We start from the raw sequence: 21,274 nt of genomic DNA on the forward strand, positions 1-21,274 counted from the left end.
CTACAGATCCTGGAACTCAGATTGACGAGAATGGTGGAAATACCCGTCGGTGGCGCGGATTCGGTCCGACAGGAGGCGTAGGCCATTCAGCACGACCAGAACGGTACCGCCTTCGTGTCCGATCACCGCGAGCGGAAGCGGCAGGTCGAAGAACAGGCCGCCGGTCACAAGTACCAGCATGGCGCCGATCGCGACGACGAGATTCTGTCGGATGATGACGGCCGTCCGCCGTGCAAGCCGGTGCGCATCCGCCAGCTTCTTCATGTCTTCCGACAGCAGGGCAACGTCGGCGGCCTGCAGTGCGACGTCCGACCCCGCCGCTCCCATCGCGATGCCGACGTCGGCGCGAGCCAATGCGGCGGCATCGTTGACGCCATCGCCGACGAAAGCGACCTTGCCATCACGCGCGAGGTCGCCGACCTGGAGCACCTTGTCCTGCGGCAGCATCTCGGCATGAACCTCGCCGGGCGCAAGGCCAAGTTCCGTACCGATGCGCAAGGCCACCGGCCTGCGGTCGCCGGTCATCATCACGATGCGGTTGACGCCACCGGCGCGAAGCGCGGCCAGCGCCGGGGCTGAGCTGGCTCTTGCTTCGTCCGCAACACTGACCGCCCCCAGAACGGTCGCACCGCGCCCAAGATAGACCACGGTCTGAGAACTGTCGGCGAGTTCACGGAACGCCGGATCATCGACGGAGGCGCCCATGTCCTCGACGAGGTGAGCGTTGCCGGCCCATATCGGGCCGAAGGAATCGTAGCCGACGATGCCGGCGCTCGGATGCGACGTAACGTCCACGACCGCCACCGGCTCAACGCCATGAACCAGGGCCTCACGACGGATGGCGGCAGCGATGTGATGCTCGGAATGCGCTTCCAGCCCGGCAAGGAGCGAAAGGAAACGGCGATCCTCACCATCCAGGGCGACAATGCGCGTGACCTCCGCACGTCCATTGGTCAGGGTCCCGGTCTTGTCGAAGGCGAAGGTATCGACAGCGGCGAGCGTTTCGAGCGCACCGCCCCCCTTGAACAGCACGCCGCCTCGCGCCGCGGCGGAGAGCGCCGACAGGATCGCTGCCGGGACTGAGATGACGATCGCGCAGGGACTGGCGGCGACCAGGAGTGTCGCGGCCTTGTAGAGGGCCTGTTCCCAGTCGCGGCCAAGCCAATAGAAGACCGCAAGGGCCAGAGCGGAGCCCAGCAGGACACCGACCGTATAACGCTGGCCGAACCACGCGCTGAAGCGCTCGGACGGCGCCTTCGCCTCCTGCGCCTCGGTGACGAGCTGGATCATGCGCGCGATCGTGCTGTCGCCGACCGTCCTGGTGACGGTGACGTCGAGGACCCCGTCAAGGTTGACTGTCGCCTCGAAAACCTGCTCGCCCGGCTCCTTCGAGACCGGCATGGATTCACCGGTGATATTGGCCTCGTCGATGCCGCCGCGGCCATGGAGGATCACACCGTCGGTCGGCACGCGTGCGCCCGGACGCAGCACCACCACATCGCCGACGGCAAGCTCCGCAGCAGGAACCTCCACCGTGGTCCCGTCCTCTCCTTTGCGGAAAGCCGTCTCCGGCCGGAGCGCCATGAGCGCCTCAACAGCCCTGCGCGCGCGTCCCAATGCCTGGTGCTCAAGCGTGGTCGACACGCTGAACAACGTCAGCAACACCGCGCCTTCGAACGGCGCCCCGACGATCGCCGCCGCCACGGCCGCGACGACCATCAGAAGATCGATGTCGAGGATATGATCGCGCCACAACGCCGTCAGGGCGCTCCAGGTGGCGGGAAGCCCTCCGGCCAAATAGACCATCGCCAGACCGGGAGATCTTAGAATGGAAAGGCCTTCCGCCGGCGGCCAGGTCCCGGCGACGGCCAGCATCATCCCGAGGACTGCAATTGCCGACATGACGGTCTGGAAATCGAGCGACAGACGTTTCATCGCTACACCGCCCGGCCGATCAGGGAGCCGATCAATGCGGTCGAGGCCAGCGCGACAGCGCCCCAGAACACCACGCGGATGGTCGGTTTCCAGATGCTGGCGCCGCCCGCCTGTGCCCCGATTGCGCCAAGCACCGCAAGACCGATGATGCAAGCAAGGGATACGGTCCATGCAGCCGTTCCGGCCGGCGCAAGCAGGGCGACGATCAACGGCAAAGCCGCACCCGCCGCAAACGTGACCGCCGAGGTCAGCGCGGCTTGAACCGGCCTTGCCATCACATGGCTCGCCAATCCGAGTTCATCCCGCGCATGGGCTTCGAAGGCGTCCTTCGCCATCATCTGTTCGGCGACCTGCCGGGCCAGCTCCGGGGCCACGCCGCGCTGCTCGTAGATCGCGGCGAGTTCGGCCAACTCGGCCTCCGGCTGCGTCGCCAGTTCGTGACGCTCCCGCGCCATGTCGGCTTCCTCGGTATCGGCCTGCGAACTGACCGACACATATTCGCCCGCCGCCATCGACATCGCCCCGGCCACGAGTCCGGCAACACCGGCCACAAGAATCTCATGCGAGGCGTTGGTCGCCGCGGCGACACCGACGATCAGGCTCGACGTCGAGATCAACCCGTCATTGGCGCCCAGTACCGCCGCCCGAAGCCAGCCTATGCGTTCGATGAGATGATTTTCCTTGTGAAGGGCGCGCATGAATGGTGCTCCGGGCAGCGATGGTGTGTGCAGCGGGATGATGCTGCGTCGACGCAACCTCATTCCGTGATGAAAGGAAAGCACAGAAAGATATTCTGTTTAGAATTATTCTAATTAAAAGACTAATTCAAGATACAACCGACCTTTGGAGTGTTGGTTTCCGCGCAGAAGTGAGCCGGTTAGACGTTTTCGCGCAATGGATCTTGATTTAGCTCAACGAACGGCGAGACTCGCCAAAACGTCCTCTGTCCAAGCGCGCCGCCTTACCCCGTTTGATGGCAAACTGACGTTGACTCAACATCGGAGCAATCACCGATGGCAATCGATGCTCGCCCGAATCACAGTCTACACGGAAGGCGGTCGATCACCGTCTTTGAGGAGGCGTCTTACGGCCTCGCCATCCAAAGCCTGCGCATCGAACAGCGCGTTGGTGAGCGCATCGAGCTTATCGCGGTTCTCATTGACAATCTCGACGGCCCGCGCAAATGCCATTTCCAACCGCGCATGGATGCGGGCGGCGAGATCGGGATTGCCGTCGAGCACGATGGTAGGATCCTTGTCATCGCGGTACAGCAGCGGCTGGATCGCCCCGAAGCCAAGGGACCGCTCCATGGCGAGCGCCATCTTCGTGGCCCGCGCCAGGTCGCTTTCGTCCGAACCAGCGGAACCGGCGGACACCTTGCCGACGACGATCTGCTCGGCGGCACGTCCGGCCATGAGCATGGCGAGCATATCTTCGCGATAGCCAAGCGTGTCGCTGCCGGACGCGGTGAACCCGAGCTGACTGTAACCACCGCCTCCAGGCACATCGATGTTGAGCCCATGGATCGGTCCCAACCTCAAGGCATGATGTACGACTGCGTGACCAGACTCATGGATGGCGAACCGCCAGCGCAAATCATACGGCACCTGCGGCCGGTCCATCCGGATGCCGTCCTCGAGATCTTCGTACCGGATCGACCGCTTTTCGCGGCGGGCCTTCAGCCGCGCCTGCCGAACGATGCGTTCGATGTCTGCGCCGGTGAGGCCCATCGCCCTCGTTGCCAGCCGCTTCAGGAGGGACACGGCCGCCTCAGGCGTACCCGGTTCAATGTGCTTCGATGTCGTTGTCATGTCGCGGCTCCTTCCCGAGCGTCCCTCAAGGTATGTTCGTCGCTGTCTCGATCGGCATGGATGTCGGATGGTGCTGCCTCGTCGGCATTCATCCCCGCGGCCTCGGAACCAGCCTCATCGGCCTTGGTCTCATCCGACGCCTTTCCATTGACCAGCGATGCGAGATCATCGCCGAGATGGTGGGCGAAGATTTCCGTGAGCGTTGCGACATCGGGCATCGGGATCTCGATATGCGTCTCAAGGCGTCCGGAGCGTTTCAGCGCAGCATCGATCTCCTGGGGCCTGTTCGTGGCGCCGACGATGATCACTCCCTCGCTCTTGACCGCCCCGTCCAATAGCTCAAGCGCCTTGTTGACGACCGTGTTCCAATAGTCGGCATATTCCCGTTCGGCCGGCTGCCGCTTGCCGATGCCATCGATCTCATCGATGAACAGGATGGCGGGCGCTAGCGCGCGGGCCTCTACGAAGGTTTTGGCCATCTTGGCGATGACGTCGTTCAAATGCCCGCCCTGTAGCCAGGTCGAGACTGACGTGACGACCAGCGGGATCTGCAGACTGTTGCACAGCGCCCGAGCAAAAGTCGTTTTGCCGGTCCCGGGCGGCCCATGGAGCAGAAGCTTGGTGCTCATGTCCGACCAGGCGAGAGAACCCGCCCTGTGATCGGCCAGATCAGCCTTCAGATCCAGCGCCCAGGTCTTGGCCTTGCCGTAACCGGAGAGCGTCTCGACCGCGAGCGACGGCCGATCAGTTTCCCCCTGCCCCAATGGCTCCGGCTGGATCACCTCGGCACCCGACGGCTTATCCCGCTTCCATCCGCCGCCGCTGTCTTTTCCGGATGAAGATTTCTCCGACGATTTCGCATCCTGCTTCGACTTCGACGATTTGCCGGTGTTCTTGGAAGGCGGTTCGTCGTCATCATCGTCATCCTCCCGAGCGGCAACACGATTGCGCTCAGTGAGGGATGCCAGCACGGCAATGACCTCGGATGCGCCGCGACCCGGCCGGAAGGCCAGCACGACGTCATCGATCGTCAGGTAATGCGCGTCGTAGGCCGTCGACCATTGCTCCAGCGCCGCCAGACCGCTGGCGCCGTGCATCGCCGCGATCATGGTACTGACGAAGGGGTAATCCAACCAGCCTCCAACAAGGCCGATGTCGGCCGCAATGGCGATTTCCGGCGGAATGGCCTCTGCCCTCTCGCTGATCGCCACGACGGGATAGTCGCGCGTCGTTGCACTCACCAGCCGCCGCTGAAGCGTGGCCCCGGTCAGGCGCGCGATGCTTTGCCCGAGAAACTGAATGTAGATTCGCCCCGGCGCTTCGGATCCTGCGAAAGTGCCATCGTCATAGACGTATTCGCCATCGATACCACTCAAGGCGCCGCCCGGCACGAAGCCCGGTGTCTCGATGAGGCGGCGCATGGCCTGCTCGAAGCCGGCGATCGGCCCATGCAGCGCGACGACAGGCGCCGGCATGGCGGCAGCACGGACGATCCTGGCAAGCGGCACACGACCGTTCTCGATCGCACGGGCCAACACAAGGGCCGCGACGATGTTGCTGACCAACGGTGCCCTGCCCGCTCGCCCGACCAGACCGACGGCATAGGCACGGCGTTTGTGATCGATCGCTGCGGCATGATCTCTGGCCGTTACCCGACCGAGCCCGTTTAAAGACTGCAGGAAGGACGCCGACGACTTGCCCTCGGTGATCACAATGTCGGACTGCGGAGGCGGAGGCAGAAGGTAGCCGCCGAAGGTCCTACGGACCCAAGCCACATCGCGGTCGCGGTCTCCGGAAAGAGACGCGGTTTCGAAGACTGGCGAGTAGCGCCGCAGAACGTGGCCATCCACTTCGACGATCTTCAACGACAAGAGGCCGTTGAGATGGGCGTTGCGCTGGGCGTCACGCCGAGCGATGCGCTCGAGGCGGCGAAGGAACAGGCGGGACAGCTTATTCATCGATCCGCCCCTCCGTCATCGCGGCAATAATTGCCGTTTCGCCATTGGACGGTTGCGCCTTCGTCGGCCCGCGCTTCTTCAAGCTCCCAGGTCTTGCCTGGCGCCGCTCCCGGATCAGGCGGCGAAGAGGACGGGGCTCGGCCGAACCCGGACTGCCCGCATCCGGCTGAGCTGAGACCGCCAGATCGCGATTACGGCTGGAAAGCCAGTCGAGCAGCAGGCGGCAGGCCGGGTCGCCTGTATCGGCATGGGTCTGCAATCGGCCGATGACCGTGTCCGGTACGAGGCCGGTCAAGCCCGTACCCTGCCGGACATGGCCGAGCGCCAAGCCGATCAGATGCGCGGGATCGTCGCCAGTCGGGCGACCAGTACCGGATCGAGGATAGCGCAGGACGGTGCCATGCGCACGATGGCAGGTGAGATTCTGGTACGTCGAGGACGGCGGGATCGCCTCGCAACGGATGCGTGGCGGCACATCCGGATTGATGTCGGAAGACATGGGAACTCCTTGGCCGGACCGCGTTCGGTCCAGCGCTTATGAGAACAACGGGATGGGAAAGCCTCGGCCTTGAAGCCAGTGATCGCCACGCGACACCTGACGGCAAGCGTCAGGGCGCGGCGGTCAGGCCATTAAGGCGGCAGCGAGCAATGTGCGGCCGGGCTCAGTGCCTGGCAGGGCGCCGGGCAAAGCCGATCCGGATGAAGGCTGGTGTCGGCTCGTCCTCATCGGACCCATCATCGAAGCCCGGTTCGTCGCGATCGTGATCATCATCGTATGAGCGCGCCGCCTGGTCTTCTTCATAAGTCCGGCTGGGACCGTTGAGATTGATCCGCGAGTACGTGGGTGCAGGCGCGACGACCGCCTCCGGCGCGGAGATTACAGCCTCTTCCTTGCCGCCGAGTGCCTTGCGCGCCTCGGCCTCGAGAAGCTGCTGCACCCGGATGGCGAAGCGCAGGCGCAGTTCGGCCATGCAGGCGGCAACGCCGTCGATCTCCAAGAGGTCATCGAGTTCGGACAGCGCCCAGACCCCGTTGGCATGGTCGCTCGGACGGCTGGCGCCGTCGACGATCGCGACTTCGACCGCATCGACCATCAGCCGCTTCTGGTTCTTGTAGAGCCAGTCCGGCAGGACCATGGCCGTGGCCATCATCTTGAGCTTCAGTTCCTCGAGACGGCTCGTGTCGCCATAGGATGCGAGCGACCGTTTGACGTCGAGGATATAGGCCGTGTGCCGGGCGCGGTTCACGACGATCAGGTCCGGCGTGTAGCTGCCCTTGGCCGGTGCCTCGCAATCGAGCTTGATGCCGTCGAGGCTTGACCAGTTGTTTCCAGCAACTGCCTCCATGGCGGCCTTGACCAGCGGCAGTTTCAGGGACTGGGTCAGGACGATGATGCTCGGGTTCGCTTTCGCCAGACGCTCGACCGCCTGCTCCAGCAGCTTGCCTTCCCTGAAGGACACTGCCCGGACGAGCGAGGCGATGTTGACGTAGTGACCGAGGATCTCGTCCTCGGCCGGTTCGCCGTCCATGATGGCGTTGATGGCTCGGTCGATCAGCAGTTCGAGATCGGCCTCGACATCGGTAAAGCGGACGAGATGCGGATGACGGCGCAGCACCGCCGGTTCGCGAACCGGAGCCCGAACCGCATTGCGGCCAAAGCCGAAGGGGCGCAGGCGGGACCCGCAAGCTGCGGCAGCCTCGGCCGCGTCGATCATGGAACGGAGAACTTCCCCATAAGGGACAGAAACGATATTCGTGCTCATAGCCCGATTCCTTCTAACCAAGGTTGACGGTCAGGCCCTTGTCGGTGGTGCAAACACTGGCAGGGGCCGTCTTTGTCCCGGCCATCCGGAACAGCCGCAACCTGGCAGGACCGGCGCTCGGGCTCAAGGACCCCTGGGCCAAAAAATGAGAACGGGACCGGAACAAGGTTAACGCCGGGCTCACGATCATCATGGCGCGTCAACTCCCAAAGGCTTGTCATTGACGCCGCGGCATCAAAACGCCGGACAAGACAAAGAGCCGACAAGCGGCCCTTTCAAAACATGATCGGAAGGCCGGTGACCCGGCCATCCGAACGATCGCGACAGCTTACGCCGTAGCAGCCAGTGCCGGAGATGCTTCGTTCGCGCCTTCGGACTCGACCCCGGCCGCCAGTGGCGGAACCATGTCGATAGTCTTGCGAGCCCGCGGCGTTTCGCTGTTCTGCCTGATTACTCCGCCCGCTGCCTGTTCAACCCCATCCTCGACCACAATCGGATCGAGGTTCGCCGCATCCCCCGACGCAGCCAGCGGCCATTTCGGCTTGCGCTCCTTCGAGATCGCCCATTCGAGGACCGGCAAGACCTCATCGCGAAGCCAACCGGGCAATTCCTTGGACTTCGGCCAGATATCGAAGAGCCCAAGCTTCTGCAGCGTTTCGTTCACCACCGCCCACTCGGTCTTGTTCGGGAACTGGGTCGAGCGCGGATGGCGGCGCAGGTCGCTGTCCGGTTCCACGAACTGCGCCAGGCTTTCCAGTTCCATGCGCGCGACACGGGCGAGATCTTCAACCTCCCTGGCCAGCGCCTCCTTGATCACCCGCTTCTGGTCCAGCGCCGACTTGATGGCCTGCACAATGACCTCGATATGCGTCACGAACATCTTCAGGCCATCGCGGGTCTTGACCGCAATCAGCGCCTTCAGGCCGGTCACACCCCCTGCTCCATGGAGATCGCCCCGGGCAGTCTTGCCCTTGCCCTCATCGCCATCACCCAGGATGGTTTTCACATCGAGCACACGAAGACGGCCATGCTCCTCGCCGTGGGCGATCGCATTGCGGATCTTGTCATGCGGCGCGTGCGCCAGATGGAACATGACAGTCGGGCTGGCCGACAGGTCGACCAGATCATCCCGGAATTCGCCGAGATTACGCGCGACGGACATATAGGCCCTCGCAGTGCGGGCGGCCAAGCTGCACCGCCTCTTGACCCACTTGTCAAAGAGACCGTCGGCGAGCAGTCCAGAAGCGGCAACAAGATGCTCCCCGAGCAGGAAGCTCTGCTCGGTCGTGCGGCGGCCGAGATCGGAGATATTCCCGGCAGTGATTTCGAGCTGGTCACGAAGAGCCGGATCTGCGATCCCAAGCTTTTCATAGTGATGGACGAAGGCGGCAGGCAGAACAAACTTGGATGCACTCACGGTAAACCTCACTGGTTACTGACACTATAAGTTCGCCACAAACAGCGAACACACATATAGTCATCGCATCACCAATAATTGTCAAATTGTCCACCGATCAGCGTCCGAGTATAATTCCATTATTTACTTAACTAAATACATTAAATATTTCCATAAACGCCCAAATTAACCATATTACGATATAATAAATTATTTTTTAATTTATTTTTGCTTGGCCGCTAACTCTCCCGGATTCAGACCGCTGTCAGTCGCTTCAGGCCCTCTTACAAACACGCCCGGTAACGAGGCGCGGCAGGAACCGCCGCCTGGAGCGGAAAGCACGATACGGAGCTCTGTTAAACGAGCTCCGGCAAAGCAGACAATCTGTCAGGCATCGTCTCAATGCGCGGGTATGTCATCTCAACGTGCCCGCACATCGAGACAAATTGCGCATTTTTGATTCCGGTTTCCGGATTTCTGATTCAGAGCTGTGAAGCCTTGATTCCGCAAACGCCGTTTCGTCTCCGCACGTCGTCTCGATCTACCGCAACGTTCCCGCAGGTCATCTCAAGTTGCGCATCCGCGATTCCGAGCCGTGGATTTCCGATTCACGAGCCAAGATTACTGATTCCGGCACAAACGGCGTTGCCGGTAAGACGCCGGTCTGGCAAGGAGGCCGCAGGACGTATGGGAGTGGTATCATGGCCAGAAAGTCAGAAGAGGTTCGCAATCGCGAGCAGCGCGAACGCCAACAGAAGCTGCGTGATGCCGATCGCAAGGCAAGGCGTCCGAACCGGGACGATATTGCCCGCACGGCACTCTTCATGACGATTTCCAGCATGGCGGCCAGGGACGCGAAAGAGGTGCTGGAGGATTTTCAGGACCGGGTGGTCAGGATGCTTGTAGAGCAGGGATTTGACGAGCGGGAGTCCGACATCGTCTTCGAGGAACTCGTCGCCAAGTACCGCACAGGCGATTGGCCGTTTCGTCGCAAGGTCCACCTTCTCCATCCCGAGGATCCTGATCGGGACGCTTGAGGCGGCGTCGGCCTGCTCTGCGCCGATCTCGCCCTTTCCATCAATAGGTGCCGGTCAACGCCTGACGGCGTTTGCAAGTTCTGACACGTTTCCCCCCGTTACTTCTTAAAACGCCGTTCGATTCTGAATCGGATTTCCAGAGGTTTCACGCGCTGGGCCTGATGCTGATCGGCTTGTGCGATCGGTGCCTCACTTCAGATGCCGGCTCTAAATCGTTGCATTTTCGCAACACCAAACCGAATCGCGTGGTTACCAGTGCGTAAGTGCCGATCGCCGCTCAGCAGCAAGTCTCGTCTTTTCAACGAGATGGCGTATCCCATTTTGAGAATGTCCCTTAATTCACTCAAATTACCTCAACGATTACAGACACTTGTAAAAACATAACGCCTGTGATTAGTGGCAGGCAGCGATGTTCAACCCAGGCCAGTCCAAGGAACGGAAGGAGGCGCCCATGTTCGATTACCGTCATGTTGATGGCGCCGTTATGCCGCCGTCAGGAGACCTTGTGTGCCAGACACCCGCCTCGGGGTTCTGCACCGGCCGCATGCGCGATGACGCCCTTCGCGCAGATCTTGGTCGACGACGACGAAGATCTGCTCACGAAAGGAGCCATCATGTCGCATACCCCTACCCCTCCCTCGCGGGAAGAGACCTCCAAGCGCGCGCGTTCTGAAGGCGATCGCCAGAACAATGTTCTGGCGTTCCCCTTCGATAAGACGAGCGCTGCGCGCAGCATTCAGGCGGAACTCGCACGGCGCGCAAGTGCTCCGGCCAAACCGGCGACCGAACCGCGACCCGATGTCGGAGCGATCAAGACCCGCTACCTTCACGACGTCGTCAAGGATAACAGGTCCCGCCTTTATGACGGGCTTTGTGTCATCGCATCCATCACCGGTGTGACCACGTCTCAGGCCGCCGACGCCATCCGCCAGGTGCGGTACGGCGCGCGCTGGCTCGACCTCCCTTACACACCGCCTGTCAAATGGGTGAGCGGTCACGAGATCGAACAGGCCCTGCGCTTGCTCGGATATGTGGGTCAGTGGCGCTACGTTCCTTATCGGCGGACGCTTGCTGCCTATCTGAATGCTCGCACCGGTATCGAGCGCGATCACCCTTGCGTCGTATCTCTCAGCACGCACTTCGTTGCCGTGAGCGGGGGGGTCTTCTGTGATGTCTGTAGCGGCGGAACCGTCGTGGACATCGATAATGCCGACGGTCGCCGCAAGAGGGTCGGGGGCGTTCTGGTGCTGACCGAGCGGATCGCGCCCTCGGCGATCGCCACCAGGGCCCCGGCGGCGAAGAAGCCGGGTGAGAACGGCAAGGCAATCCGCCTTTTGCGCGAGGCAATCAAGGCTGAGACGGGCGCTATCCGTATCAGGCTCACCCCGCACGAGGTCTTCGTGACCCGCCCGGCCCAAGCCGGCTGGCACTGGCTGGGCAATCGCGACAGCATCGAGGACCAGATCCTCATGCCGCGACCCGACAACCGTCTTTCCGGCAACACCGGCGCTGCTGCGGCCTACCGCGCCGTGATGGGTTACTAGCCGCGTCTGTGCGCCCGGCGTGCCGCGCGGCAATTATTGCCGCGCAATCACCCGAGGCGCCGCCCCATCACGCGCAACCGCCAGACCATGATGGACCGGCGGGTGGCGCGGGCTCCCAAGCGATCCGCGCCAGGCTAACATTTCCCCCAAGTCATTTTTCAAGGCCTAGGAGCCCCCATGACCAAGAAAGTCCTGCTCTACCTCCGCAACTCGGCCGATACGCTGCGCACCGCCTGCGCCGATTCGCAGCGCCATTTCACCGAGACCTTCATCCGCAAGAACGGCTGGAAACTGGAACTGACCTGCCGTGACGAAGACATCGGCGAAGTCGCCTTCACGGCACAACCCGGTGTTCATAAGCTTCTGAACGAGATTGAGTTCGGATCGAGCGATATCGTCCTATGCCATACGCTAGATCGTCTCTGCTCGCGTCTTCCCGATGCAGCATGCCTGCTTCATGATCTCACAGTGAACGGCATGGAGCTTTGGGCGGCAGATCCCGGTATCCGGATCCAGACCAAGGATCTGATTGGCTATTATTGCAACGATCCGGGAAAGCCGCTTGCAGGTTTTCAGTATTTCGAGGCGATGCCTGATGGCCTCTATGACGTGAACGATCTTGTTCCACTTCCCTACGGATACCGCTACACCGGCGCCTATGATTCCAATGGAACGTATGTGTTCGGGTTTAAGGCCGGCGATAAGGAATGTGCCAAGGTCGTCCGTCGGATTTTCCGGATGTATGCGGACGGAATGTCGCCGGCAAAGATCGCGGAAGCCCTGAACGCTGAAGGCATCCCGGGCCCTCGTGGCGGCAAGTGGCGTGACACCACCATCCGCGGTGACCGCAATCGGCGAACCGGCATTCTCAATAACGAGATCTATATCGGCCGGTCCTGGGTACCGGGTCGTAATTACGACAGCGCCTATGCGACGCGAATCGTCAGCGATGAACTCTGGAGGCGCGTGAAGCTACGCCAGGGTTTGGCGGCGCGGGGCCCTGTGGGAACGCCGTAAGCTTTTTGCCCAGACATCACACTGGCCGGCGCTGCCGGCCAGTGTTCCCCATGATATTGTTTGAGACGGAATTCAGACCATGACCAAGAACGTTCTGTTCTATGCCCGCTACTCCACCGACCGCCAGAACGAGGTATCGATCGAGACACAGGTCGAACTCGGCAAGGCCTTCGTCGCCAACAAAGGCTGGAAGCTGGTCGACACCTATGCGGATTCTGCTATCAGCGGGACCTCCTTCACATCGCGTCCGGGCATCCAGCAGGTCCTGGCTCATGTGAAGCGCGAGCGGATCGACGTGGTCCTCTGCGTCACGGCTGATCGCTTGTCGCGCGACGTGGAGCATAGCTCGAAGATCCTCAAGGAACTCAACTACCACGACACGGCGATCTGGACCGTGCAGGCTGGTCAGGAGATCAGCCATATGGAGCTGCATATGCGCTCCACGCTCAGTCATGAACTGGTCGAGCAGATCCGCTACCGCACCCGTGAGGGCATGAAGACGGCGGTGAAGAAGGGCAAGGCATCGACCTGTCTCGCTTACGGGTACAAGCTCTCCCAGCAGCGTGACGCGAATGGTGACCGCATCCGGGGCCTGCGGGAAGTCGATCCGGCCAAGGCGGAGATCGTGCGACGCATCTACCAACTCTATGCCGACGGCATGTCACCACGCGACATCGCACAGCTCCTCAACAGGGAAGGCATCCCCGGCCCCCGTGGCCGCAAATGGCGTGACACCGCGATCCGCGGTCATGTCGGCCGTGGCACCGGCATCCTGAACAACGAGAGCTATATCGGCCGGATGGTCTGGAACCGGCGCCAGTACCGCAAGAACCCGCAGACGGAGAAGCGCACGGCCCGCGCCAACCATAACTCGGATTGGGTCGTGACGGACGTTCCGGAGATGCGCATCGTTACCGATGAGTTGTGGGGCCGCGTCAAGGACCGGCAGAAGGAGATTGGGGAACTGTTCGATTTCGGGCAGAGCAACCGGCTCAATGCCACGCACCGGCCGGAATATCTTCTGAGCCATCTCCTCGAATGCGAGGAGTGCGGTGGACCCTACGCGATTTCCGGCAAGGATCGCTATAGCTGCGGGTTTCGGTAATTCGCGGACAGGGATTCCATTAAATCCCGGACAGCGATTTCACTAAATCCGGGACAGCATTTCCGCTAATTCCCGGACAGCGATTCCGGTAAATCCCGGACAGTCTTTCGGCATAAAGATCGACTTTCGCACGCGCCGTTTTGCCATTCTGGACCTCGATTTGAACGAGGGGCTGATGAATGGCGAGACGGAAGCAGGTGAGACTTACTGACGTGAAGGACATTCGATCGATATTGCGACTGACGCACGAACAGGGGCTTTCGGTTCGTGCGATATCGGAACGGCTGAAGATCAGCAAAACGACCATTTCGACCTACCTGCTGCGGGCGCGTGAGGCCGGGCTGACGGGCTGGCCGTTACCGCCTGGGCTGGACGATGATGGCATTCTGCAGCGCCGCCTGTTCCATCGTCGCGGCCGTCCGCCCCAGGACATGCACGAACCCGACTGGGGCAAGATCGCCAGTGAATTGAAGCGGAAGGGCGTGACACTGACGCTGTTGTGGCAGGAATATCGCGAACGGCACCCCAACGGTTACGGATACACGTGGTTCTGCGAGCGGTTTGCCGCTTTCGAGCAGCGCGCCAGCGCCACCTTCCGCAATCGCCACACTGCCGGCGCGGCGATGCAGACCGACTACGCCGGCCAAACCGTCCCGGTGATCGATCCGGCGACAGGCGAAATCCGGCTGGCGCAGATCTTCGTCGCGGTTCTGCCAGCCTCCTTGTACACCTTCGCCTATGCAAGCTTCACTCAACGGTTGCCGGACTGGATCGAGGGTCAGCAGCGGGCGCTGGGTTTCTTCGGTGGCGTGACGAAAGCCATCGTCTGCGACAACCTCAAGGCCGGCGTTGCCAAGCCCTTGTGGTTCGAGCCGACCATCAACGCCACTTTTGCGGCATTCGCCGAGCATTACGACACGACGATCCTGCCGACCCGTCCGAAACGGCCGAAGGACAAGGCCAAGGTCGAAGGCAGCGTTCTCATCGTCGAGCGCTGGATCCTGGCGCGGCTGAGAAACGACCGTTTCTTCAGCCTTGTCGATCTCAACGTGCGGATCAGCCAGCTTCTCGACGATCTCAATAGCCGGCCGATGCGCCGGGTTGGCAAATCCCGCCGGCAGCTCTTCGAGGAGATCGAGCAAGACGCGCTTGCGCCCTTGCCGGCAACGCCATTCGAATATTCCGAATGGAAGTCGGCAAAGGTTCATCCCGACTACCATGTCGAGGTCGACAAGGCCTTCTATTCCGTGCCGCACCGCCTGATCGGCCGCCAGGTCGATGTCCGGCTTACAAGCCGGATCGTCGAGATCCTCCATGATCACCAACGTGTCGCCAGCCACCGCCGGACGTCGCAGCGGGGCGGTCATGTCACCGTCAACGAGCATATGCCGAAGACACATCAGCATTATGCCAACACGACGCCTGCGAGCCTCATCAAGCAAGCTGCAAAGATTGGCCGCAACGCTGCAATCCTGATCGAGCGGCTGATGCGCGATAGACCTCATCCTCAGCAGGGATACCGCGCCGCTCAAGGCGTTCTATCGCTCGCGCGCCGGTACGGCCCCGAGCGTCTGGAAGCGGCGTGCGATCGGGCACTGACGATCAATGCGCTCAGCTATTCCTCCGTCAGCACCATCCTCAAATCCGGTCTCGATCAGGCCCCGCCTGGTGCTGAGCCAGTCAAGCCCACCCCGGTGCATGGCAACATCCGCGGCAGCTCCTATTACCAGTGAAGAAAGGAAGATACTCACATGCTCACACATCCAACCCTCGACCAGATGCATGCGCTCGGCCTATCCGGCATGGCGGCAGCATATCGCGACCTGGCCAATCAACCTGAGGGCAGCGATCTCAACCGCGATGAATGGCTCGGCCTGATGCTTGATCGGGAGATGGCCGTGCGCGGCGACAAGCGACTGACCAACCGGCTTGCAATCGCCAAACTGCGTTTCCCCGATGCTTGCATCGAGAACATCGACTTCGCCGCCCCTCGCGGCCTCGACCGCCGACAGCTCCTCTCGCTTGCCCAAGGCGAATGGCTCAAGGCCCATGAGCACTTGATCCTGACCGGACAAACGGGAACGGGCAAAACATGGCTCGCCTGCGCCATCGGACGGCAAGCGGCCCGCCTCGATTATTCCGTTCTCTATGTCCGCATGCCCCGTCTCTTCGAGGATTTGGCGCTAGCGCGCCTCGACGGGCGGTTTCCCCGATTGGTCGACAAGCTCGCGCGTGTTCAATTACTCATCCTTGATGACTGGGGAACCCACGCGCTCAGCGATCAGCAGCGGCTCGATCTCCTGGAAATCTTCGAAGAGCGCTACCGCCGGAAATCCACTCTGATCACCGCCCAGCTTCCCGTCGCGCAGTGGCACGAGATGATCGGCGAACCAACGATCGCTGACGCCATCCTCGATCGTATCGTCCATAACGCCCATCGAATTGCGCTCGAAGGAGACAGCATGAGGAAGCAAAAACCAAGACCGCTCTTGACCGAAGCGTAAAACGCCGAAATCAATAACCAATGACATCAACCAGGCGAACGAAAGTCGATCCCGCGAGACTGTCCGCGATTTAGTGAAACGACTGTCCGGGATTTACCGGAATCGATGTCCCGTTAATCCGAAATCCGCATATAGCTGCACCAACCGCAAGAAGCGCTTGCCGATCGACGAACTTGGCGGCGCATGTTGCAGCAATAGCAAGACGATCATTCGCCAGGAACTGGAGAGCCGTGTATTGGACTGCGTGCCGGCAGCCTTCTTTGCCGAAGGCATCTTCGACACGCTGTCCGAGCGGAGCATCGCCTACGAGACGGCAAAACTCAAACGTCCGCTTGCCGAGCGCGACCAGATGAAGCGCAAGCTGTCGGAACTCGAGGGCAAGCAGCAAAACATCATCCAGCAGATCAGCGACCGTGCGGCCGAGGGCCGCCCTCGCCTGCCGGCTCTCGACGACACGCTCGACCGGCTGGAGGCAGAACGACAAATCCTTGAGACGGAGATCGCCAGTGAACTGCCCCCCATTTCGACCGGACAGTCGGCATAAGCAGAAAGGCTCAAGCACAGGCTTGAGGATAGGCTTATGTCTAACGAGTATCGACACGTTGAACTGCTGACGGGTGATGTTCGCCGCAGGCGATGGACAACCGAGCAAAAGCTGACGATCATTGAGCAGAGTTTCGAACCAGGCGAGACGGTATCTTCGACCGCTCGCCGTCACGGCGTTGCCCCCAATCTGCTTTATCGGTGGCGTAGGCTCTTGAGCGAGGGAGGTGCTGCAGCCGTGGATTCTGACGAGCCGGTAGTCGGCAATTCGGAAGTGAAGAAACTGGAAGATCGCGTCCGCGAGTTGGAGCGCATGCTCGGCCGCAAGACGATGGAGGTCGAAATCCTCCGCGAAGCCCTTTCCAAAGCGGACTCAAAAAAACGGATATCGCGGCCGATCTTGTTGCCGAAGGACGGTTCCCGATGAAGACCGTCGCAGACACGCTGGGCGTCTCCCGTTCCAACGTCATCGAGCGGCTGAAAGGTAGATCGAAGCCGCGTGGAGCATACCATAAGGTCGGGGATGCAGAGCTTCTGCCCGCCATCCGCAGGCTGGTGGATCAAAGGCCAACCTATGGCTATCGGCGGATCGCCGCGCTCCTCAATCGCGAAAGGCGAGCCGCCGATAAGCCTGTCGTCAACGCCAAACGGGTCCATCGCATCATGGGCAACCACGCCATGCTGCTGGAGAAGCATACGGCCGTTCGCAAGGGCCGCCTCCACGACGGCAAGGTCATGGTCATGCGCTCCAACCTGCGCTGGTGCTCCGATGGTCTGGAGTTCACCTGCTGGGATGGGGAGGTCGTTCGCCTCGCTTTCATCATTGACGCCTTCGACCGCGAGATCATCGCCTGGACAGCGGTCGCCAATGCCGGAATATCCGGCTCGGATGTCCGCGACATGATGCTGGAGGCGGTCGAGAAACGCTTCCATGCAACCCGAGCCCCGCATGCTATCGAGCATCTCTCGGACAACGGTTCGGCTTATACAGCACGGGACACGAGGCTGTTTGCCCAGGCGCTCAATCTGACGCCCTGCTTCACGCCGGTGGCCAGCCCGCAGTCGAACGGAATGTCCGAGGCATTCGTCAAAACCCTGAAGCGGGATTACATCCGCATCTCTGCACTACCGGACGCCGAAACGGCGCTCCGGCTCATCGACGGATGGATCGAAGACTACAACGAAATCCATCCACATTCAGCGCTCAAGATGGCTTCCCCTCGGCAGTTCATCAGGGCAAAATCAATCTAGCCGACCTGTCCGGTGAAACGGGGAGCACTCCAGCCAGTTTCACGGAAAGCGGCCCGGACATGATCGCCAAGATCGAGGAACTGCGCCGCCGGCATAATCCGGAAGAAACGGAGATGGCCATGCGTCAGTTCATGATGGTGGCCCGCAAGGGCAAGAACGAGGAAGCCAAGCGCATGCTGATGCCAATCGTGCGACAGCTCGTCCAGAAAGTCGTGATCGGCAAGACGCCCGGCCATCAGCCGGCAAGCCTGCAGGTGCACGGCCTGATCGCGTCGATCCTCGCGCAGATGGACGTGCTCGACTACATGAAGAGCCGCTTCATCTCGGAGATTCACGAGGATTTCGTGGAGAGGCTGGAAGCCGGTGAACTCGACAGCGAGGAGAAGAGAGAGATGATGCTGGACATTTACCGCGAGGAATTGCTCGAGCGGTTCCCTGAATGGGAGAATTTGCAAATGTCGGTGGTTGCGGGGGCAGGATTTGAACCTGCGGCCTTCAGGTTATGAGCCTGACGAGCTACCGGGCTGCTCCACCCCGCGGAATGCGTTATTATAGCATAAAGGCCGCTTTATGCGGCCTTTTGATCGGGGCTTGAAGCCCTTTATTTGTGATTGAGAAGATGTTTGTTGCGTTTTGCAGACCTGGCAGCGACCTACTCTCCCGCGTCTTGAGACGAAGTACCATTGGCGCTGGGGCGTTTCACGGCCGTGTTCGGAAAGGGAACGGGTGCAGCCGCCCCGCGATAACCACCAGGTCGGCAAAACGCAACATTGAACATGTTTTCACATGCGTGTTGTTTCGAGAAGCTGGGAAGCTTGCGCTTCGTTTTAATTTACACGTCTTTCTGTGACTGGTCCGCTTGCCTGCCTTGCTCGATGTTGAGTTTGGCAGCCATACAGGACGCTAGTCCGTCGCCAATCGTTTGGCGCGCCGTCCGCAGGGCCTTTGGCCCGTGAGGACAGAAGATGATGTCATCAAGCTTTGCTTGATGAACATGAACAATGGGAACGAAGAAGTCGATCGAGCTATTAGTAACGGTAAGCTTCACATGTTGCCATGCTTCCACACCCGTCCTATCAACGTGGTCGTCTTCCACGGCTCTGATAGGGAACACTCGTTTTCAGGTTGGTTTCCCGCTTAGATGCCTTCAGCGGTTATCCATTCCGTATATAGCTACTCTGCTATGCCCTTGGCAGGACAACAGATCCACCAGAGATACGTCCATCCCGGTCCTCTCGTACTAGGGACAGATCCTGTCAATATTCCTACACCCACGGCAGATAGGGACCGAACTGTCTCACGACGTTCTGAACCCAACTCACGTACCGCTTTAAATGGCGAACAGCCATACCCTTGGGACCTGCTCCAGCCCCAGGATGCGATGAGTCGACATCGAGGTGCCAAACAACCCCGTCGATATGGACTCTTGGGGGTCATCAGCCTGTTATCCCCGGCGTACCTTTTATCCGTTGAGCGATGGCCCTTCCACACGGGACCACCGGATCACTATGACCGACTTTCGTCTCTGCTCGACTTGTCAGTCTCGCAGTCAGGCGGGCTTATGCCATTGCACTCGACGACCGATTTCCGACCGGTCTGAGCCCACCATCGCGCGCCTCCGTTACTCTTTCGGAGGCGACCGCCCCAGTCAAACTACCCACCATACACTGTCCCGGATCCGGATAACGGACCGCGGTTAGACATCCACGAAGATAAGGGTGGTATTTCAAGGATGGCTCCACAAAGACTGGCGTCCCTGCTTCAAAGCCTACCACCTATCCTACACATGCCTTGGCGAATGCCAGTGTAAAGCTATAGTAAAGGTGCACGGGGTCTTTCCGTCTGACCGCAGGAACCCCGCATCTTCACGGGGAATTCAATTTCACTGAGTCTATGTTGGAGACAGCGGGGAAGTCGTTACGCCATTCGTGCAGGTCGGAACTTACCCGACAAGGAATTTCGCTACCTTAGGACCGTTATAGTTACGGCCGCCGTTTACTGGGGCTTCAGTTCAGAGCTTGCACCCCTCCCTTTAACCTTCCAGCACCGGGCAGGCGTCAGACCCTATACGTCGTATTGCTACTTCGCAGAGCCCTGTGTTTTTGATAAACAGTCGCTACCCCCTGGTCTGTGCCACCCCATCATAGTTGCCTAAAATGGGGTCACGCTTCTTCCGAAGTTACGCGTGCAATTTGCCGAGTTCCTTCAACATAGTTCTCTCAAGCGCCTTGGTATACTCTACCTGACCACCTGTGTCGGTTTCGGGTACGGTCTATACGGTGGAGCTATTTCCTGGAACCTCTTCGCCGCACATTCAATCCAATAAGAATGTACAACACACGAGATCCGTCACTACCACCAGGCCCACGAATATTAACGTGGTTCCCATCGACTACGCGTGTCCGCCTCGTCTTAGGGGCCGGCTAACCCTGCTCAGATTAACTTTAAGCAGGAACCCTTGGTCTTTCGGCGAGGGAGTCTCTCACTCCCTTTATCGTTACTCATGTCAACATTCGCACTTCCGATATCTCCAGCAGCCCTCACGGGTCCGCCTTCACAGACTTACGGAACGCTCCGCTACCACATGCCTTACGGCATATCCTCAGCTTCGGTGCATGGCTTTAGCCCCGTTACATTTTCGGCGCAAAGACCCTTATTTAGACCAGTGAGCTGTTACGCTTTCTTTAAATGATGGCTGCTTCTAAGCCAACATCCTGGTTGTTTTGGGATCCTCACATCCTTTCCCACTTAGCCATGACTTGGGGACCTTAGCTGGAGGTCAGGGTTGTTGCCCTTTTCACGACGGACGTTAGCACCCGCCGTGTGTCTGCCGACTAGTACTCCTCGGTATTCGGAGTTTGGTTAGGATCAGTAAGACGGTGAGTCCCCATAGCCCATCCAGTGCTCTACCCCCGAGGGTATTCGGTCGACGCTCTACCTAAATAGATTTCGCGGAGAACCAGCTATTTCCGAGTTTGATTGGCCTTTCACCCCTAGCCACAAGTCATCCCAATCTATTGCAACAGATACGGGTTCGGCCCTCCAGTTGGTGTTACCCAACCTTCAGCCTGCTCATGGCTAGATCACTCGGTTTCGGGTCTAATGCAACTAACTCAATCGCCCTGTTCAGACTCGCTTTCGCTGCGCCTACACCTACCGGCTTAAGCTTGCTAGTTACACTAAGTCGTTGACCCATTATACAAAAGGTACGCCGTCACCCTTGCGGGCTCCGACTGTTTGTAGGCATCCGGTTTCAGGTTCTATTTCACTCCCCTCGTCGGGGTGCTTTTCACCTTTCCCTCACGGTACTTGTTCGCTATCGGTCATGCACGAGTACTTAGGCTTGGAGAGTGGTCTCCCCATGTTCAGACAGGATTTCACGTGTCCCGCCCTACTCAAGGACAATGACT

General features: G+C 60.2%; 16 protein-coding genes, 1 tRNA gene and 2 rRNA genes (1 of these 19 running past the window's edge). 8 read left to right on the plus strand and 11 right to left on the minus strand.

Annotation, left to right across the window (positions count from 1 at the left end; genetic code table 11):
• The 7 genes from JZY08_RS12055 to JZY08_RS12085 form a co-directional block, all read right to left on the minus strand.
• Positions 1-1,935, minus strand: a complete 1,935-nt coding sequence (locus JZY08_RS12055; RefSeq protein ID WP_216330276.1) for a cation-translocating P-type ATPase — start codon at positions 1,933-1,935, stop codon at positions 1-3.
• Positions 1,936-1,937: 2 nt separating this feature from the next.
• Positions 1,938-2,633, minus strand: coding sequence for a VIT family protein (locus tag JZY08_RS12060; RefSeq protein ID WP_216330277.1), 696 nt, complete (start codon positions 2,631-2,633; stop codon positions 1,938-1,940).
• Positions 2,634-2,978: 345 nt separating this feature from the next.
• Positions 2,979-3,746 carry an ATP-dependent Zn protease gene (locus JZY08_RS12065; RefSeq protein ID WP_216330278.1) on the minus strand — a complete coding sequence of 256 codons (768 nt, stop codon included), beginning with the start codon at positions 3,744-3,746 and terminating at the stop codon, positions 2,979-2,981.
• Positions 3,743-5,704, minus strand: coding sequence for an ATP-binding protein (locus tag JZY08_RS12070; RefSeq protein ID WP_216330279.1), 1,962 nt, complete (start codon positions 5,702-5,704; stop codon positions 3,743-3,745). The genes JZY08_RS12065 and JZY08_RS12070 overlap by 4 nt, the downstream gene beginning before the upstream one ends.
• Complete coding sequence (locus JZY08_RS12075) at positions 5,697-6,203, minus strand: hypothetical protein (RefSeq protein WP_216330280.1); 507 nt, start codon at positions 6,201-6,203, stop codon at positions 5,697-5,699. Before JZY08_RS12075 ends, JZY08_RS12070 begins: the two co-directional genes overlap by 8 nt.
• Before the next feature lie 163 nt (positions 6,204-6,366).
• Positions 6,367-7,467: a hypothetical protein gene (locus JZY08_RS12080; protein WP_216330281.1), complete on the minus strand. Its 1,101-nt coding sequence runs from the start codon at positions 7,465-7,467 to the stop codon at positions 6,367-6,369.
• A gap of 328 nt (positions 7,468-7,795) precedes the next feature.
• Complete coding sequence (locus JZY08_RS12085; RefSeq protein WP_216330282.1) at positions 7,796-8,884, minus strand: hypothetical protein; 1,089 nt, start codon at positions 8,882-8,884, stop codon at positions 7,796-7,798.
• Between the two features lie 680 nt (positions 8,885-9,564).
• On the opposite strand from JZY08_RS12085, the gene JZY08_RS12090 reads away from it, so the two are divergent.
• From JZY08_RS12090 to JZY08_RS12125, 8 genes are all read left to right on the plus strand, one after another.
• Positions 9,565-9,900: a hypothetical protein gene (locus JZY08_RS12090; RefSeq protein ID WP_216330283.1), complete on the plus strand. Its 336-nt coding sequence runs from the start codon at positions 9,565-9,567 to the stop codon at positions 9,898-9,900.
• A gap of 614 nt (positions 9,901-10,514) precedes the next feature.
• Entirely contained in the window at positions 10,515-11,444 is a 930-nt protein-coding gene (locus JZY08_RS12095; RefSeq protein WP_253204021.1) for a hypothetical protein, read from the plus strand.
• 177 nt (positions 11,445-11,621) lie between these two features.
• Entirely contained in the window at positions 11,622-12,461 is an 840-nt protein-coding gene (locus JZY08_RS12100; RefSeq protein ID WP_216330284.1) for a recombinase family protein, read from the plus strand.
• A gap of 79 nt (positions 12,462-12,540) precedes the next feature.
• Positions 12,541-13,566: a recombinase family protein gene (locus JZY08_RS12105; protein WP_253204022.1), complete on the plus strand. Its 1,026-nt coding sequence runs from the start codon at positions 12,541-12,543 to the stop codon at positions 13,564-13,566.
• 179 nt (positions 13,567-13,745) lie between these two features.
• Positions 13,746-15,299 (plus strand): IS21 family transposase, encoded by a 1,554-nt coding sequence (istA, locus tag JZY08_RS12110; RefSeq protein ID WP_111794918.1) that lies wholly within the window; start codon positions 13,746-13,748, stop codon positions 15,297-15,299.
• Positions 15,300-15,317: 18 nt separating this feature from the next.
• On the plus strand, positions 15,318-16,070 hold the full coding sequence (gene istB, locus JZY08_RS12115) for an IS21-like element helper ATPase IstB (protein ID WP_027677343.1): 753 nt from the start codon (positions 15,318-15,320) through the stop codon (positions 16,068-16,070).
• Positions 16,071-16,227: 157 nt separating this feature from the next.
• Positions 16,228-16,614 (plus strand): hypothetical protein, encoded by a 387-nt coding sequence (locus JZY08_RS12120; protein ID WP_216330285.1) that lies wholly within the window; start codon positions 16,228-16,230, stop codon positions 16,612-16,614.
• A gap of 36 nt (positions 16,615-16,650) precedes the next feature.
• Positions 16,651-17,864 (plus strand): IS3 family transposase gene (locus tag JZY08_RS12125; RefSeq protein WP_149149104.1). Its coding sequence is split into 2 segments (ribosomal slippage): positions 16,651-16,987 and positions 16,987-17,864, totalling 1,215 coding nucleotides; the frame shifts between segments, so codons are not numbered across the junction.
• Here JZY08_RS12125 and JZY08_RS12130 read toward each other — a convergent pair.
• From JZY08_RS12130 to JZY08_RS12145, 4 genes are all read right to left on the minus strand, one after another.
• Positions 17,861-18,199 carry a hypothetical protein gene (locus JZY08_RS12130; protein WP_216330286.1) on the minus strand — a complete coding sequence of 113 codons (339 nt, stop codon included), beginning with the start codon at positions 18,197-18,199 and terminating at the stop codon, positions 17,861-17,863. The two genes, JZY08_RS12125 and JZY08_RS12130, sit on opposite strands and share 4 nt — an antisense overlap.
• A gap of 127 nt (positions 18,200-18,326) precedes the next feature.
• Positions 18,327-18,403, minus strand: a tRNA-Met gene (locus JZY08_RS12135).
• Positions 18,404-18,503: 100 nt separating this feature from the next.
• A 5S ribosomal RNA gene (gene rrf, locus JZY08_RS12140) occupies positions 18,504-18,618 on the minus strand.
• Between the two features lie 253 nt (positions 18,619-18,871).
• Positions 18,872-21,274 (minus strand): 23S ribosomal RNA (locus JZY08_RS12145); it runs 393 nt beyond the window's last position.

The sequence above is a fragment of the Rhizobium sp. X9 genome, assembly GCF_018873185.1.
GTDB lineage: Bacteria > Pseudomonadota > Alphaproteobacteria > Rhizobiales > Rhizobiaceae > Agrobacterium > Agrobacterium oryzihabitans.

Excerpts from the sequence above, each read along its gene's own strand:
- istB (WP_027677343.1), top strand. The coding sequence starts at position 15,318 with ATGCTCACACATCCAACCCTCGACCAGATGCATGCGCTCGGCCTATCC.
- JZY08_RS12095 (WP_253204021.1), top strand. The coding sequence starts at position 10,515 with ATGTCGCATACCCCTACCCCTCCCTCGCGGGAAGAGACCTCCAAGCGC.
- JZY08_RS12080 (WP_216330281.1), bottom strand. The coding sequence starts at position 7,467 with ATGAGCACGAATATCGTTTCTGTCCCTTATGGGGAAGTTCTCCGTTCC.
- JZY08_RS12100 (WP_216330284.1), top strand. The coding sequence starts at position 11,622 with ATGACCAAGAAAGTCCTGCTCTACCTCCGCAACTCGGCCGATACGCTG.
- JZY08_RS12055 (WP_216330276.1), bottom strand. The coding sequence starts at position 1,935 with ATGAAACGTCTGTCGCTCGATTTCCAGACCGTCATGTCGGCAATTGCA.
- JZY08_RS12060 (WP_216330277.1), bottom strand. The coding sequence starts at position 2,633 with ATGCGCGCCCTTCACAAGGAAAATCATCTCATCGAACGCATAGGCTGG.
- JZY08_RS12070 (WP_216330279.1), bottom strand. The coding sequence starts at position 5,704 with ATGAATAAGCTGTCCCGCCTGTTCCTTCGCCGCCTCGAGCGCATCGCT.
- JZY08_RS12075 (WP_216330280.1), bottom strand. The coding sequence starts at position 6,203 with ATGTCTTCCGACATCAATCCGGATGTGCCGCCACGCATCCGTTGCGAG.
- JZY08_RS12105 (WP_253204022.1), top strand. The coding sequence starts at position 12,541 with ATGACCAAGAACGTTCTGTTCTATGCCCGCTACTCCACCGACCGCCAG.
- JZY08_RS12065 (WP_216330278.1), bottom strand. The coding sequence starts at position 3,746 with ATGACAACGACATCGAAGCACATTGAACCGGGTACGCCTGAGGCGGCC.
- JZY08_RS12090 (WP_216330283.1), top strand. The coding sequence starts at position 9,565 with ATGGCCAGAAAGTCAGAAGAGGTTCGCAATCGCGAGCAGCGCGAACGC.
- istA (WP_111794918.1), top strand. The coding sequence starts at position 13,746 with ATGGCGAGACGGAAGCAGGTGAGACTTACTGACGTGAAGGACATTCGA.